Annotated in this window: 15 protein-coding genes and 1 riboswitch; of the genes, 4 read left to right on the top strand and 11 right to left on the bottom strand. The window is 42.8% G+C overall.

Features of this window, described 5'->3' with window-relative positions:
* The first annotated feature begins 33 nt into the window (after positions 1-33).
* Entirely contained in the window at positions 34-1,056 is a 1,023-nt protein-coding gene (locus PJIAN_RS06040) for a hypothetical protein (RefSeq protein WP_153802497.1), read from the top strand.
* Positions 1,057-1,309: 253 nt separating this feature from the next.
* Here PJIAN_RS06040 and PJIAN_RS06035 read toward each other — a convergent pair whose 3' ends face one another.
* The 3 genes from PJIAN_RS06035 to PJIAN_RS06025 form a co-directional block, all read right to left on the bottom strand.
* Complete coding sequence (locus tag PJIAN_RS06035) at positions 1,310-2,374, bottom strand: YncE family protein (protein ID WP_068703071.1); 1,065 nt, start codon at positions 2,372-2,374, stop codon at positions 1,310-1,312.
* Positions 2,375-2,404: 30 nt separating this feature from the next.
* Positions 2,405-4,423 (bottom strand): TonB-dependent receptor plug domain-containing protein, encoded by a 2,019-nt coding sequence (locus tag PJIAN_RS06030; RefSeq protein WP_084252294.1) that lies wholly within the window; start codon positions 4,421-4,423, stop codon positions 2,405-2,407.
* A 99-nt stretch (positions 4,424-4,522) separates the two neighbouring features.
* A riboswitch (cobalamin riboswitch) is annotated at positions 4,523-4,789 on the bottom strand.
* Positions 4,790-4,901: 112 nt separating this feature from the next.
* Complete coding sequence (locus PJIAN_RS06025; RefSeq protein ID WP_068703069.1) at positions 4,902-5,726, bottom strand: tRNA threonylcarbamoyladenosine dehydratase; 825 nt, start codon at positions 5,724-5,726, stop codon at positions 4,902-4,904.
* A gap of 593 nt (positions 5,727-6,319) precedes the next feature.
* Here PJIAN_RS06025 and PJIAN_RS06015 point away from each other — a divergent pair.
* Complete coding sequence (locus tag PJIAN_RS06015) at positions 6,320-7,195, top strand: DUF4197 domain-containing protein (protein ID WP_172795581.1); 876 nt, start codon at positions 6,320-6,322, stop codon at positions 7,193-7,195.
* An 11-nt stretch (positions 7,196-7,206) separates the two neighbouring features.
* Here the strand turns inward: PJIAN_RS06015 and PJIAN_RS06010 are convergent, their stop codons facing one another.
* Complete coding sequence (locus tag PJIAN_RS06010) at positions 7,207-7,617, bottom strand: secondary thiamine-phosphate synthase enzyme YjbQ (protein ID WP_068703063.1); 411 nt, start codon at positions 7,615-7,617, stop codon at positions 7,207-7,209.
* A 265-nt stretch (positions 7,618-7,882) separates the two neighbouring features.
* On the opposite strand from PJIAN_RS06010, the gene PJIAN_RS15105 reads away from it, so the two are divergent.
* Positions 7,883-8,002: an RNA-binding protein gene (locus PJIAN_RS15105; protein WP_439951398.1), complete on the top strand. Its 120-nt coding sequence runs from the start codon at positions 7,883-7,885 to the stop codon at positions 8,000-8,002.
* Between the two features lie 99 nt (positions 8,003-8,101).
* On the opposite strand, the gene PJIAN_RS06005 is transcribed toward PJIAN_RS15105, so the two are convergent.
* The 4 genes from PJIAN_RS06005 to PJIAN_RS14985 form a co-directional block, all read right to left on the bottom strand.
* A complete protein-coding gene (locus PJIAN_RS06005; RefSeq protein WP_068703061.1) occupies positions 8,102-9,889 on the bottom strand; it encodes a B12-binding domain-containing radical SAM protein in 1,788 nt (595 codons plus the stop codon).
* Between the two features lie 189 nt (positions 9,890-10,078).
* Entirely contained in the window at positions 10,079-11,824 is a 1,746-nt protein-coding gene (locus tag PJIAN_RS06000; protein WP_068703060.1) for an alpha/beta hydrolase-fold protein, read from the bottom strand.
* Between the two features lie 546 nt (positions 11,825-12,370).
* Positions 12,371-12,577, bottom strand: coding sequence for a hypothetical protein (locus PJIAN_RS05995; RefSeq protein WP_068703059.1), 207 nt, complete (start codon positions 12,575-12,577; stop codon positions 12,371-12,373).
* On the bottom strand, positions 12,574-12,879 hold the full coding sequence (locus PJIAN_RS14985; RefSeq protein WP_201787345.1) for an LbetaH domain-containing protein: 306 nt from the start codon (positions 12,877-12,879) through the stop codon (positions 12,574-12,576). Before PJIAN_RS14985 ends, PJIAN_RS05995 begins: the two co-directional genes overlap by 4 nt.
* 326 nt (positions 12,880-13,205) lie before the next feature.
* On the opposite strand from PJIAN_RS14985, the gene PJIAN_RS05985 reads away from it, so the two are divergent.
* Positions 13,206-14,174 (top strand): helix-turn-helix domain-containing protein, encoded by a 969-nt coding sequence (locus PJIAN_RS05985; protein WP_068703058.1) that lies wholly within the window; start codon positions 13,206-13,208, stop codon positions 14,172-14,174.
* A gap of 93 nt (positions 14,175-14,267) precedes the next feature.
* On the opposite strand, the gene PJIAN_RS05980 is transcribed toward PJIAN_RS05985, so the two are convergent.
* Genes PJIAN_RS05980 through PJIAN_RS05970 form a run of 3 tightly spaced genes read right to left on the bottom strand, consistent with a single transcriptional unit; the run spans position 14,268 to position 16,337 of the window.
* On the bottom strand, positions 14,268-15,071 hold the full coding sequence (locus PJIAN_RS05980; RefSeq protein ID WP_236714380.1) for an ABC transporter permease: 804 nt from the start codon (positions 15,069-15,071) through the stop codon (positions 14,268-14,270).
* 20 nt (positions 15,072-15,091) lie between these two features.
* Positions 15,092-16,009, bottom strand: coding sequence for an ABC transporter ATP-binding protein (locus tag PJIAN_RS05975; RefSeq protein WP_068703057.1), 918 nt, complete (start codon positions 16,007-16,009; stop codon positions 15,092-15,094).
* Positions 16,010-16,067: 58 nt separating this feature from the next.
* Entirely contained in the window at positions 16,068-16,337 is a 270-nt protein-coding gene (locus tag PJIAN_RS05970; protein ID WP_084252305.1) for a hypothetical protein, read from the bottom strand.
* Between the last annotated feature and the right edge of the window lie 67 nt (positions 16,338-16,404).

Raw genomic sequence — 16,404 nt, 5'->3', positions numbered from 1 at the left:
CTTTACACGTAGCACTAACCTGAAAGCATGATTATGAAGACAAATATTCTTATTGCAATTCTCTGTATATACTGTGGAAACATACTGCTCGCACAAGAAGTAACGAAACCTAAAAAGATAAGAGCAAAAGGAGATTACATCCATTGTCAAACCATGACAGCATTTCCAGAACAGTTCGAAACATATTTACGACAAGACATCTATGCTTTCAATAAGGGAAAAACCAATATCGGAGTAAATTACCAAGACAAACAAAAAGAGACTACTATTTCGATTTATGTCTATCCTGCACCACCTGCTATGGAGTATCGACTGAGAGATGAGTATTTTACATGTTTACAATCCATCGTCAATACCACAAAGCAAGGAATAGACTTTTCCGCAAAAGTAAGCAAGATTTCAAAAGACAACTATAAGCTTATGGCAATATCAGCATCTGCTCAACAAGCAAATTCTAACACAGTGCTAATGCTTTTTGAATGTGGTAAATATTTTATGAAATATCGCATTTCTTCCAATAAGTCAGACACGAGCACGCTTAGGGCAATCTCAAACAAATTGATTGAACGGTTTTCTCCAACAGAAATTGTAAAACACCAACCTTTAAAACCAGGAACAACAATCCACGTAGCTCCGGCAGTAATAGAAGACACAATAGGCTTTGCACCAATTATGGCAGCTGCACTTGCAAAAAGTAAGTGGGCAAATGAAGAAGTAGATTCGCTAGAAAAATGTTCAGGATTTCCAAGCCTTTATTTTGAAGAGCAAAAAAGAGCTCTTACAGATATGCTAGATAGATGGGAAAATGCAAAAAAACAGAATACTAGGTTTCAAAAGTATTTTAATGAATTGTCACTAATCCGAGACAATGGATTTTTAGATGAATTCATTTACGATCAATACAATGGCATTTTATTGCTACCAAGCAACCTAAAACTGAATTTAGAAAAATATGAGGTTTGGAAACAACAACACAAGACCGCTGCAAGTTTGGTTGGACCCATTTTCTATTATTTAGTTGGGTATGAAGAGTCATATAAACAAGAATCTAAGTAAGGCTCAGTGCATAAAACAACACAACAAATGAGGATTTCTTTCCATCATGACGGTACTGGAATATTCTGTAAAATCTAAACATCAAGCGATAGGGATGTCGCTTGTCCCATAAAAAAAGGATGCCGGTTGGGCATCCTTTTCTATTTACACCGGAGCAAGTCCGGGCGATAAGCGTTTGTTTCACAACAGACAACCCATCAACACTAAACAAAAATATTTTTAGCCGGTTTTCTGTGCATTCCGGCAATAAGTTTTATCTCACAAATACTACTTTCCAGGGATTGACACCGCTGGCGAAAGAGAATTTCAGTTTACCTGTCGAACCGAAGCAATAAACCGTTCCGTTAGAAACGTAGTCGGCGGCAGATGAAGTCACATATACATCGCCATTGGACGGATTGACTGCAATACTGCTTGCTGACGGCACTGTGGTTCCATCTGTAATAAAATTGCTAATCGCACCGGTTGAAACATTCATTACTTTTACAACCGAAGCATTTGCCGCATAATCGTAGTTGCAGAAGAAGAGTTTCGAGCCTGAAAGCGCAAAATCAGCGGCAGAAGAATTGTCATAGGTCTTAGCGACCGTATTGGTTTGCGGATTAATCATTTGTATCTCTGATCCGATAGAACCATAGTTACCGTGCGAAAGAACATAAACATTGCCATCGTCGCCTGTATGAATGGTAAATGGATTCATATTTACAGTAATTTTCTGGGTCTCGGTAAATGAACTGATATTAATAACAGACACTGTAGTTCCATAGTTACCTGTCATATAGTTCATGCCGCCGGAGTTAGAGACATACAGGTTATTATTTGCAACACAAATACCATCCGGATTTTCTCCGGCAGTGGCATAGGCTTCAATGCTCAAACTTGTGGTGTCGATACGGGCAACCGAACCATCGAAAGAGCATACATACGCTTTGTTTTTATTGAAAGCAATACAACGGGGCTGACGGGCAGAGCTGCCGTTTTGAAAACTGATCGTTTTCAGGAACTTTCCATTCAGGTCGGTAACCGTCAACACACTCGAAACATTTACCACAATGTAGATTTTACCCCCATACACTGCCATATCATTACCTGTATCACCCAGCCCGACTCCGTTTTGAGCTTTGTACCAGTCGATAGTAGAGGTTGCCTTGTCAATATTGTAAGAGGTTACCGTACTGTTGTTGTAGTTCATTGTTCCCTGATTCAACACGTAGACGCTACCATTGGAGGCCACCGTAGTTTCGTCTTTGGTACACGAAGTCAGCGCCAGGCTACTTACTGCCGCTAAAAAGAAAAAGAAGAGTTTAAATTGTTGCATAACACACTTTTATTTAATTGATTTCTAATTTCAGAACTTCACTCCAACACTCACGCGCCACGAACGGCCCGGCATCGGATAATTTTTCACGATTACATACTGTTCGTCAGTCAGGTTCAGCACCTCCAGTTTCAGATCTGTAGTCAGGTGGTGCAGCACAAACGAACGCCAGAGCGCCACACTGGTTTCGGCATAACCATCAATAACTGAATGGCTCAAATCATAACGATAACCGGAGAAAATGCAATTGACAGAACCGTTCACCAACGGAGTAAGTACGCCGAGGGTAGCCACGCCCGAATGCTCGGGACTATACGCTATCAGCTGACCGTACGAGGAGCTGACCAGATTGCTTTTATCCACGGCATGTTGATAGGTGTACGACACGTCCATCGTCAGGTGCAACGAACGGGAGCAGTTATACCCGCCACGCGCCGACACATCGGCGCCGGTAGTCTCTACCAGTCCGAGATTCAGCATCGACCACACAAATAAGTCTTTGGCCGGCACCGCAATAATTTTGTTCAACACCCGGTTGTAATAACCGTCGAGCGACAAAGCCAAATAACCATCCGGCGTTTTTTTCTGATAAGAGATACCGGCATTCCACTGACGGGCAGTTTCGGGCTTCAAATCCTTGTTCCCAATGCTACTGTAATAAAGATCATTGAACGTGGGCATTCGGAAAGTCTCCTTATAGAATCCGCGCAATTGCAAGCGGTCATCCTTAAAAGGTAGCCATGCAACAGAAACCAGTGGAGAAAGGCGATTGTGCCCATTGGCCGCCGTCCCCTGTTCAACATGTTCGGTAAGCGTTGTTGCCAGCAAAGAGGCCTCTACTTTAAGAGCCGATGACGTATAACGCCCTGTGACATGTCCGTAACCGGTAAAACGGGTCGGTGTCGGGAAGTCTGTCATATTAGAGGTCAGATGATTCAATTGAGCATCCAGTGCCGCTGAAGCGTTCAACCGGTCTGATATTTTTTTGAAAAGAGAAGATGTCAGGTAATACTCCTGTTGGTAGTAGCGATCATCAAGACCGCCGGTAGAGTTCAGGAAATACGGATCCACATAACGGGTATCCGAATAATCCGCTTTCAGGCTTGTTTTCCATTGGGTTGTGGAAGAGAGCGCAACCTTATACTGCAATTGCATAAAATAATCGTTTTCCCACAAACGCTGACCGGCAGCTGCAAACGGATTATAGAGAATGACCGCTCCCGGCAATCCCCGCGTGCTGGTATAGGCATAGCCTTTGAATGTCCAGTCGCGACCCTCAGCCGGCTGATAATAGAGATTGGCTTCCCCGTGAAAAGTCTTTACGTCGCTGTTGGCTCGTTTGTAATGCTCCAGCAAATTTCCATTTTGAAACGTAAACGGGTAACGTCCGTTGGTGCACTGATAATCGGCGATTACCGAAGAAAGAAGTTTACCAGACAGCCTGTTCTGCACCACTATTGCCGGATGCAACAACCCGAAAGAACCGGCCGTGAGCGAAACATCTGTTTTCATCAGATGAAGGCTGTCCAGTTTCGGTTTTGCACTCTGTACCGTTAGCAAACCTCCGGCCGACATAGCTCTTGCGCTTTGCAGCAAATCGGCATTGCTGCCATTGGCCAGCGCTACTTCGTCAACATTCGAAAGGTTCATGCGGCCCAAATCTACCTGCCCGTTTTGGATATCGCCCATCATTACCCCATCGTAACTCACACCGGTATGCGTAGCGCCCAATCCTCGGATGGAAACAGTCTTTAAGCCCCCTACTCCTCCGTAGTCCTTCACCGTCACGCCGGTAAAATGTTTCACCACATCCGAAAGCTGAAGAACATTGAATTGTTGAATAGAATTTTTATCGAAAACCTGAACGGGAGTCACTGTTTGGCTGATATGCGGCATAGGAGTAGCCGTAACCACCACTTCACGGATGCGCTGAACGGAATCGAGCTGGGCAAAAAGCGGAGCACAAAACGCCAGCAACGCCATTATTCCCAAACATTTAATTCCGGAACGTAGCAAAAAGGTACGGATACAAAGAGAACGTAAAAACATAAAACTGCTTGAATTACAAACAGCTTCGCGGTTGTGCAAAAAATCAAATGGAAACTATGCCGATTCTCATTTGGTTGTAAGCTCTTTCCTCGAAAGCCTAAACTGTGAACTGCATGGCAGGTCTCCTGACTTATCCCCGTTTCGGACAGCCTTCCCGTCAATTAGTATTCAGTACTCAGTATTCAGTATTCAGAAATTAATCTGTGTACTGTCGACTGTGTACTGTCGACTGAAAACAGTGGCTAAAGTAGCGCCAAAACGTTGCATAGGACTTACAGTAGCGGGTCTGTTCAGGACTTACACCTGATTCCCTTTTCATCACCTGCCGGGAACCCGGACAAGCGAACCAATGCGACGACAAAGGTACTGCTATTTTTTTATTTGAACAATGAACAACTGAAAGATTATTGGCAAATAGCAGCCAACAACCAACTTAAAATATTGATTTGTAGAATTATGCAATAAAAGACAATTAATTCTACTCCTGATCACTGCCGATTGAGTACTGCTGACTATTAATAGCCTGAACTACCAGTCCAGCCAACGTAAAACCAAAGATAGCCGTGATATGCGCAGCCGTTCCGTTGATTTGAGCCTTCATGCTGCACCATTCGTGATTCACCAGTTCGGGATCGCCGGGGCCAACCTCTGCCTTCGGGCAAAGGCATTTTTCGGTGCCGCAGGTTGCTTTTTGCCCGCGATTTTGAAGCAGCTCGTCGCTATAAACGCAGAGAAATTTCTTGGCCGGTTTCTCTCCCTTACGGATTTTCTTGCGAAGCGCCGACCCAAGAGGACAGCCGTTTACTTTCCAGAATTCAGCAATCTTAATACGGGTAGGATCCAATTTGAGCGAAGCTCCCATGGAAGAGAAAAGAACCGCATTGGTGCGGGTAACGGTACGAATAAGATGGGCTTTACTGCCAAGGCTATCAATCGCATCGATCACAAAATGATAGGATGCTAAATCGAAAGAATCGGATGTTTCTTCGTTGTAAATACGTTGGATCGCTGTAATTTCGGCTTTGGGATTAATTTCGAGGAGGCGCTGTTTCAACACTTCGGTCTTTACTGCACCCACCGTTTTGGTGGTAGCATGCAACTGCCGGTTGATGTTGGTCATGCAAACACGGTCGGAATCGACGATGGTTAGATGCCTAATGCCGGTTCGTACCAAACTCTCGGCACACCAGCTTCCTACTCCTCCAACGCCAAAAATAATCACCCGCGCATTGGCCATACGCTCCATCACATCATCACCCAGCAATAACTCCGTACGCTGAAACAATCCTTTTTCAATACCCATCTTTCTATTATTCTTACGGTTAGCTATTCAACCCATTCATCCGAAACGGGCGTGCAAAATTACGCAAAAAACTCAATAAAAAACAGTTGTCGCATATTCTTAACAGGAACTACGCATTCGAAGAATTATATAAGGGGCTTCCGCCCCTATAACCCCGACTTCCTTTTTGTCTTGTCACAAAAAGGAAGCAAAAAAGCCAAGGCTATGCCCGCTTCGCTCAAAAAACCGGCGCTCGTCAAGCTAAATTGTCCAAACTTGCCCCTTCCTTTCGTCAGGAGCTTCAAACAATGGACAATTTTACGCTTGCCTCTCTTGTTTTTTGGCTCACCGGACAATGCCAATCCTAATCTGACGTAGCATTCTTTCCAAATTAAGCCGCTATTTTTGCCTATATATTTAATACGCAATCTCTGCTATTCTTAACATGCTGTACGAACAATACATGGCAAGGGTTATTGCCTCAATCGGTTCAAAGCTCCATTCTGACAAAATATTTCTTTATCTTTGTCTTCATAAAGAGAAATAAAATCACAAACACGAAGCAACCGGGAAACAATTTGATTCCCTCCTGCTTTTTAAACATGGACAACAGAATGAACACATTCAAAAAAATGATTGCGTTTGCAATCACTTGCCTTTTCATTGCCGGCATGCCTTTCTGCCAGTCGGAAGCGACTACTAAAGTCACTAAAAAAACCACGACTGCAAAAACGACTACCAAAGCAAAAACCACCAGTACAACAAGCAAAAGTACAGCCACCACAAAAACAGACGTAGCTTCTGCTACGACACCAGCAACAACTGCCGCGACTTCAAACAGTAACGCTGCTTCAGGTCTGAAAGAAGCGCTTGTAACCGGTGTTACCAATGCTGTTCTATCACTGAATAAAGAAAACGGATATTTCGGAAATTCTCTATTGAAGATTCTTCTTCCCAAAGAAGCCGATCCCCTGGTGAACAATATCAAACTGATTCCCGGTGGCCAAAGCCTTCTTGATGATGTGGTACTGCGACTCAATCGTGCTGCAGAAGATGCTGCCGGTGAAGCAAAACCCATTTTCGTAAATGCCATTACAGGTATGAGCATTACTGATGCCACATCCATTTTGTTTGGTAGCGACAAAACAGGAGCAACCAACTATCTAAAAAAGAGCACATACAGTCAACTTACGGCCGCTTATCAACCCAAAGTTGAAGCCTCATTGAATAAAAATCTGGTTGGCACCATGTCCACCACAGATGCATGGGCAAAACTAACAAAGGCGTATAATAAAGTAGCCAATTCGCTGGTAGGAAGCGCCTATAACCTTGCTCCGGTCAACACCAACCTTAGCGGTTATGTTACAGAGCAGGCGCTTAACGGACTGTTTACAACTGTCGGCAACGAGGAGATGAAAATACGCGAAAACCCGGCTGCCCGTGTAACCAGTGTCCTCCAAAGCGTATTCGGACTGCTGGATAAAAAATAAGCGAAAGTAATTCAGCTCAATACCGTTGCCACAATCCGGCGTGCTCCGCCGTGATTACGAAATTCGCAGAGATAAATTCCCTGCCAAATACCGATATTCAACCGCTGGCGGGAGATAGGAATCGTAAGTCCTACTCCCGCCAGTGTCGTTTTAGCGTGAGCAGGCATATCATCATCGCCCTCCAAAGTGTGTTCGTAGTAAGGCTCGCTTTCTTTTACCAAACGATCAAAAATACGTCCCATATCCACCTGCACATCGGGATCGGCATTCTCGTTGATGGTAAGCGCTGCCGAAGTATGCTGAATAAACAGGTGCAGCAAGCCGCTTTCGGGCAGAGGAGGAAGATTTCGCACAATTTCGTCCGTTACCAGATGAAACCCACGGGATTTGGGGCGCAATGAAAATTCAGTTTGAGAGACCATAAAACAAAACGATTTTAGTGACGCACAAAAATAGATAAAATGATCTGTTTCCCGACACAAAAAATCGTCATGCATGTATCGGCAAACCTGTGCCCATTTGACAATAGTGCGTCATTATGACGCCATTTTTCTGCCTATTTTACACCTTTTCGATATGGCTTGTTTTTTGCTTTAAATAGCCACGGAGCACAGTCCAGCTATGATTCATAACCGAACGCGACTCCATATTATACAATGTTTTATTTATAAAATAGGAGGTTTTAATATGGGAGCATCTGGAAACAAACAGCCCAAGAAAGTAAAGTCAGGCAAACATGCCAAACACGTTCCATCGTATCAGCTCGAAACAGAAACAAAAACTGTTGACGATCTGAAGAAGAAATAACTCTTCTCTCAATGGAATAAAAAGCCGAAATGAGGTTCAGAACTTCATTCCGGCTTTTTATCTATTCATGCAATATTACTTGCTTGCCAGATTATCACTTCACTTTCGCACAAACCATTTTTTGATCGGCATATCAAAGCCTGCGCCCTGCATATAGTTGTAGGTTGCCAGATTAAGCCCCTCTCCGTAATAATCCAGATCAATCTCGTGTGGAGTCGTAAAAGGAATTTCGTTGTTGGCAAAAGTGCCGGCAGAAATGCTAACGTGCTTTGCCCCTACACTTTCGGGGTTGAGACCCGAAGGACTGTGAGCCGTCATTGCGTAGCGATGCCAAAAAGCCGATTGCAGCCAGCCGTTAGCAAACAAATCGCGCACCACCTCAAGAGAATCTACCGTTTCCTGTGCCGTTTCCGTTGGGAAACCATACATCAGGTAAGCATGCGTCATTATGCCGGCGTTGGCAAAGTTCTTCATGCTTTCGCGTGCTGTTTCTATGGTAATGCCTTTATTTATCATCTTCAGGATGCGGGGCGAAGCCACCTCCAATCCTCCCGAAATAGCAATGCAACCCGATTTTGCCATCAGGTAACACAGCTCCGGAGTGTACGACTTTTCAAAACGAACATTGGTCCAATAGCTTACCGTCAGTTTGCGACGCAAAATCTCCTCGCTCAATTTTCGCAATAAAGCCGGAGGTGCCGCCTCATCCACAAAGTGAAATCCCGACTGTCCGGTTTGCTGCATCACGGCTTCCATCCGATCCACGATCAGTTCCACGGGAGCCATTTCAAAGCGTTGGATGTAATCGAGCGAACCGTCGCAAAAAGTACATTTTCCCCAGTAACAGCCATGCGCCAGCATCATTTTATTCCAGCGCCCGTTGCTCCACAAAGCGTGCATCGGATTGGTCAGCTCTATCAGGTTGATATAGTTATTGTGAAGCAGCCCGTCATAATCGGGCGCAGCAGTTTCAGTAAACGGAATATTCTCCTTGCTGTCAGCATTTGCTCTGACAATCTCGCCAGCTCCGTTACGGTAAAGCGTCCGCACCATCTCGCCACCTTCAATCAGGCGCAACAAAGGTAACTCGCCATCGTCGAAAGTCAGGTAATCAATGTAGTCAAAAATAGTCGGATCGGTAATGCTGCGCAATTCGGTATTGACATAGCCCCCTCCCATTACAATTTTCACCGAAGGAAATTCCTTCCGCAGCCATTGCGCGCAACGCAAACCGGCATACAAATTTCCCGGGAACGGAATGCAAAAACCAACCATTTCGGGATTGCACGCCCTGATCTTTTGCGCAAAGACATCCAGCATCAATTGGTCGATTAAAGACGGAGGCTGTTGCAAAGTTTGTTGCAAAGAAACGAACTCTGGCAAGCGCAGACAAAGTGACTCTGCGTAACGAATCAGTTCAAAATTCGGATCAAGGTTTTGGTTGATAAAATCGCACAAATCTTTCAGAAAGAGCGTGCAGAGGTGTGTTGCCCGATCATGATTTCCAATAACACCAAAAGCCCATTCGAGATCGTCTTCCGATGGAAAACGTTTGCTTTGCGGCCAAAAATCAAGATCGCTGAAACGTTGCGCAAGACTACTGTCGCGACCACTCAGAAACCGCATTACCGGTTCAATGGTTTGTATATAAAACCCGTATTGCTCCAGTATATTTTTAGATTGTCGGGATAGTTTTCTACCCGAAAAATCGGCCTGGAAAATCCGGCTAAGCTGTTCTCTTGTAAAAAGATGCTCAATTAGTTCAATACTCAAATCCATCTGTCCGGCATCAATTCCACGTGATCGGAGAAAACCCTGTAAATGACAGGTAGCTGGATATGGTGTATTGAGTTGAGTAAGCGGAGGAGTAACAAGCAGAATCTTCATGCGGAAATATTTTTTGCAAACTTACTGAATTATTTCGGCTCCGCCCTATTATCATTCAGCACACCCGCCAACCCGGAGGCAACCGCAACCATGGAGCATGCAAAACATCGTTGAACGACTAAAAGGAGTTAATTCCAACTCACAACTGCAGGAAAGCACTATTCAGCAACGCCTGACTTTATCGTCCCATTATCCTGCGCCTTGTGATTTCAGTTTGATAGGCGACATCCATGGTGCTGATCCGGACACATTCATTTTACGATAGAAAAGCTTACCGTTTGATACAGCATACAAAACAGCATGATTTTTACCTCCAAATATGACTGAAGAAACACGACCAGAAGGCAACGACAATATTGCCCGGACACGACCATTCATGTCACAAACCTGAATTCCCATTTTAGTGGCGACATAGAGGTTGCCGTTGATATCGAATGTAATATTCCCATTTTCCGTAAAATCAAAATTATCCGTATTATGCAACCAATAAAAACGTTGCCCGTACAGCAGATTGCCTTCTGCATCAATCATAGAACTGTAAATCCATTGCGAATTCTTTTCATTCTGCATCAACAATTTATGATCCGGACTAATGGCGATTTCACTTCCCAAACCAGGCTGATTGTTTTTTATCCTTGTAATTTTATTGTGTCGAATCAAATATAAATTATTGTCATTTTGGGAGTTCTCCTGCAACAGGTAAATATCTTTTTCAGAAGTTACCAGAAGCTCTTTGACATGCGGAATTCCTTTTGCGATAATATTCTTTTTCGTTGTGGATCCCTTCTTAATTGTTCCGTTAGAAGTAGCAATAAACAGTTCGTTACCATCGGTGCCAATTAATCTCTCATCATTGGATAGTTTTAACCGTGATGTAATGGCATGGCTGGAATCTACTTTACAAACAAATCCTTCCTGATTTTGAAAAATGACATTCCCTGCCTCATCGGTAAAGAGTTGACCGGAAGGAGAAATTCGGGAGTCGATCTCTTTCCAGTCAGAGTCCGGCAAAAGGATAGAGGCCAACATATCGTTCAGAGAGTTTCCTTTTTGAACTCTCGCAGGATATCCTTTCCACAACCAACGCATTACATCGGGGAATATTTTGGATGCATGAATAACATCATGTTTACCGCGACCCCAATTATGTTCTACTTCGTAACCTGCAAAATCTAATGCCGACTCCATCAGCAAATTCGATTCATACCAATGACCAAACAACGGATTCCAGACATCGTTAATACCATCCTGCAAGAAGATTCGTATTGGTTTCGGTTCTGTTTTCCGGATTAATGCTGGATATTCATTTCCTCCTCTCATCGCAACATAAGTTCCAACAGCACTAAATACGCGACTAAATTTGTCGGGACGTTGCCATGCGGCCGTAAACGCACAAATAGCACCGCTGCTGAGTCCGGCAATTGCCCGGTCGTTTGCATCTTCGGAAAAAAGAATAGTCCGGCCATCTTTCGTTTTTTGCTTTTCCACCTCAGGAAGTAATTCTTCCAACAAAAAACGAACAAAGGTGCCATCTGTTTTGTCGAATTCATTGCTGCGATTAAACCGTAAAGTATTATTGTCATTATCTTTAACCTCGCCGGGACCGACAAAAATACCTATTGTAACGGGCATTTGGCCCGAGGCTATTAAATTATCAAAAACAGTGGGTGCATTAAGCAAAATTCCATCCATGCTGACATAAAGGCAAGCCGGTTTTGCAGGCGTATAGCCGGCAGGAATATAAATCCAATATTTACGGCTCGTACCCGGATATATTTTAGATGCAGAGAACTCTTTTTCGATGATTTCACCTGGAGTTATATGCTGATTTGGTTTTGTTGCCGGATCGTACGGATAAGCAGAATTAGGTATATTTTGAGCCATTGCGACCAACCCGCCCAATGCAAAGATTACAACAAGAAACAATTTCCCCATTTTAATTCTGACTTTACAATGCTTTATTTAATTAACCGTTTTACAAATGTATCATCGCCCGTTCGTGGGACTTTATCATAGAAGCGTTGGTCTACCCGACAACACAAAGTTCGCCGCGTCCATGGGTAGTGCGAAATATCGCTGAACGACGGAAAGAAATTGATTTAAATTCGCAGAATACTTTATATCAAACCCATACAAATACACTTAGCTTGTACAGTTTGTCGGTGGTCTGTTGGTATCGTATTTATTGTGTCACTGAAAACAGCTTCGTTTCTCATCCCTATATTCATTACAAACTTACGGAAATATTTTGGCTCTTCCATTTTTGCCGGATATTTACTCTACAAAATACATCTGAGATTCCCGGCGACTCAGAGGTCACCGCATCCACAGGTCTTCCTGTCGGAATCAACGATCAGTGAAGCTAATTGCAGTCGATAAAACGGAAAAGGCTCCTAATTTGAGTGTTGCAAGGCAGGAGCCTTGCTATTCTATCCGGCGTAGGCAGAGCCTACACTGAACCGGGGTTGTTTGAAAAACACACTAGATGGAGGGTTTCTTGAAAAGTAGTCCCATACCGCCCCCACTTGCTGTCATCGAATTATAATGATCGTACTTACCAGCAGTAATAACATAAAATTCTTTACCGACTAACGCGAATACATTGTCGGATATTTCTTCAGGAGATATTTGCTTGAATAATTGATTAAAATTCATCGTTTTGATATTGATAGGTTCTGTTGTTTTCATCTTTCATTTATTTCAAATCTTGTTATCAAGTCATTATTGGCTTCAATAATTTTCTCAGGGTTTATTCCGGCTGCGTTAAATACAAAGTCATAGTTGGTATCTTTTATCCTGAATTGATTCACACCATAAGCTATACTGTTGGCGGGGACATCTTTTGTAATTATTGAGCCGGCCGCTACAACCGTATTTTCACCGATTATTATGGGGCCTAAAATCTTTGCTCCATCGGCAACCACAACGTTTTTACAAATTATCGGAGTACCTACATTTTCCCATTCGCCGGTTAGTTTGTTGTACCGCATATTGGAACCAATTGTTACGTTTTGAAAAATTACAACGTTTTCGCAAATTTGCGCAGCAATAATTGTGCATCCACGTGCATGGTGGGCGAACCGTACGCTTTTGTCTATATTAGTACAATTGATTTCGCAGCAATAAAATTTTTCCAGTAAGTTACCGGCTGCTTTCCTGATTATCTTATTGTTAGAATAGCAATTACTTTCTAATAGTTTGTCAAACATATACATGACTCATTCTTTACTCTGTATAAATAATGATGCAAAAATATCGGCTTCTCAAGAGATAAAATAACTACATTTGCCCTAAAAATAGTCGCAAAAGACAAATCATGGAAAAAGACATACAACAAACTATACCGAATATCATACAAAATCTTGCTCAGTTGTTGCAAACGGAAATAAAGGGTAGAAGATTAGAAATTCCTGAAAGATATGGAAAGGGCTACTGCGCAGGATATGTCTTCAATGAGCATATCCGAATGATCATCAGCAATTATGAACTCAATGAAGATTTGGTGGTGGAAAATCAGGATATCGATGCTTCAAAGAGAATGATATTTTTCAAGTTTCAGAACATATTCCCAAAGAAAGAAACAGTCATAGCAAAAAGGCACGTAACAGGAGTACCTTCCGTATTAGTTGCGACCAGCACGATAAATACCGATGACCTTATTTTAATTCATACAAATACCGAGGTCGTTAATATAGAAGTAGATGCAACTTATTTGAACGAATTGTTTGAATTATCTGAAAAATCACCAGTTTTGCAAAGTCTGTTACAAAACACACAACCATTACTCTTCGAACAAATGATTTATCCTTCGTTACAAAAAATTGTGGATGAAATTGTAACAGAACAGGTTGATCCCGCTTTTGAATCGTTTTTCCAAAGGGTAAAGGCCGAAGAGCTGATTTGTCGGTTGTTGATGGAATTGGAAAAACGGGACGAGCAACAGCTTTACTCTTTGAATGCACACGACATACAAGCCCTATACAAAGTAAAGGAGCAAATGCTTAACCAGTTGGAAACTCCACCGGTGATAAATGAATTGGCGAAATATGCCTGCATGAGTCCTACTAAACTGAAACGATTATTCAAACAAATTTTCGGAAACAGCATTTTCAGTTATTATCAGCAATTCAGGATACAGGAAGCCGCCCGCCTGCTGATAGAGGAAAAACTATCGGTTTCGGATGCGGGTTACCGGATGGGATTTACCAACCTAAGTCATTTCTCACGGGTTTTTGAGGAACATATTGGGTTGAAACCGAAACAATATAGTAAGGCGAAGCATTAAAAGAAACCAAGTTCTTATACATAGCAACTGCCCTTCGTTTGTGAGGAGGGGCAGCGCAGGTAGTTGATACCGTAGTAGGTAGGTTCTGGTAATTTAACGAACATGTTTGAAAGTCTTTACCCTAGAGAAATCGGCTGAATTAAAGCGATTCACACACAGGACAAAAAACAGGGCACACAGTAAACCAATGAATAATAAACTCAATAACGGGGTAATAATAAATCCATTGACATCGAAAGCCACACCAGCGTTAACCAATCCTGACACCGGTGTTCCTTCCATGTGTAAAGTGACAAACCGAAAAGCGGCTGTCGTGTAGGTCAACGGATTCAGATATACAAGAGGCATTAATATTGTTGGCAATGCCATGGTAGGGATATACGCGCCCGAAAGAAAGGTCAACGGAAACGAAAGGATGGCGATAAGCAGTTGAAAATTACTGGATTCTTTGGATAATGTAGCCAGGTAGAGTCCCAGCGTACTGAATGTCAAACCAACCAGAAGCATAAGTCCAACCATGGCTATTGCAGATAGAAAACTTAGCGTAAGCCCCATAAACATGCCGATAATTACAATGATTAAACCTTGTATGACAGACACTACCATAGCCGAGAGTACGTGTCCGATGGCAATTTGCCAACGGGTAATGGGTGCAACCAGAATTTCTTTCATTACCCCCGAAGTAATATCTTCCAGTATGTTCATCGAATTACTCAGTGCCGATTGAAAGACCGTCATGATGATAATGCCGGAAATCAGGTAGTTCATCGGATGATCCATGCCCGGAGCCGCCGATTTCATTATAAATGAAAATATAAACAGGAACAGACCCGACATAAAAAGATTCATAAACAGCTTCATGCGGTCTCTTTGCAATTTAAGCAGGTTACGTAACATGATTGCTTTAATGGGTCGTATCATTCTCTTATCTCCTTTCCGGTTATGGCAATAAACACGTCGTTCAGGGTGCCTTTATTAATTTCTATATCTTCTATCGATTCTCTGAACGTGTTGGTAATATCCAGCACATCAGCCGTGTCGGTTGCATAAATAGTTACCACATCCCTATCAGCACTGTGTTTAATGGAACGTTCCGTCAGATATGCTTTCAGGTTGTCGCTATCATTCGTCATCAGTTTCATGGTGGTGTTAGTGTATTTTTTCTTCAGGTTTGCGGGGGTGTCGTGTGCCACAATTTTCCCACCATCGATAATGGCTACCTGATTGCATATTTCCGCTTCATCCATGTAGTGAGTAGTCAGAAAAATGGTAATGTTCTTTTGTTTCTGTAATTTGTGAATATAATCCCACACGTTTGCCCGTGTTTGCGGATCCAAACCGGTGGTGGGCTCGTCCAGAAAAAGGACCTTTGGGAAATGCACCAATCCGCGGGCAATTTCAGCTCGCCTTTTCATACCGCCCGAAAGACTGTCAACAGGTGATTTTTTTCTGTTTTTTATATCTACCAGATCGAGCACAAAGTCAATGCGTTCTTTTACTTCCGTTTTGGGAACTTTGTAGAAATCACAATGCAATTTCAGGTTTTCTTCCACCGTGAGTTTTCCGTCCATGGTTGAATCCTGAAAAACAATTCCTATATCATTCCTTACAAGATCTTTTTGTCTGGATACATCGTTTCCGTTTATCTTCAATATCCCTTCCGTCTTTTCCAGTATGGTACAAAGGGTGTTGATTGTGGTACTTTTACCGGCTCCATTGGGACCCAGAAAGGCAAAGATCGTTCCCTGTTCCACATCGAACGAGATATTATCCACGGCCGTAAAATCACCGAATTTTTTAGTGAGGTTTCTCACCTCAATGCTGTTTGTTTTCACTTCATAACTCCTTTCTATTCTACACAATAGTTAGAACAATTTTTAGTTCCTTTTCTTTTTATTCAGGTCTATCGATGTGACCAAAACGTTGCCTCCATTCATTTTTCAATTCACCTCTTATCTTTTCTCTTTCCTGAGGATCCATTTGCATCCACTTTTCCCTCAAATCCCTTTCCATGTGGCGGTGATGCAGGTGACCATGATGATGCATGCCTCTGAAGCCACCGAAAAGAAGTTTTGCTAATACCAGTATGCCCATGGCCTGCCAGTAGGTTATTGCATGCACACCGGTTATGGCTGCAGGCAGTACAGCGTTCCACAGGAGCATTACAACTCCGCTAAATATAAAGATACCAACCACAATGATGGGGATAAAAAAAACTCTTCTACTCCTG

It is taken from the genome of Paludibacter jiangxiensis, assembly GCF_001618385.1.
In the GTDB taxonomy this organism is placed as follows: Bacteria; Bacteroidota; Bacteroidia; order Bacteroidales; family Paludibacteraceae; genus Microbacter; species Microbacter jiangxiensis.
The sequence above is the reverse complement of the archived record's forward strand: the minus strand, read 5'-3'. Positions and strand labels throughout refer to the sequence as shown.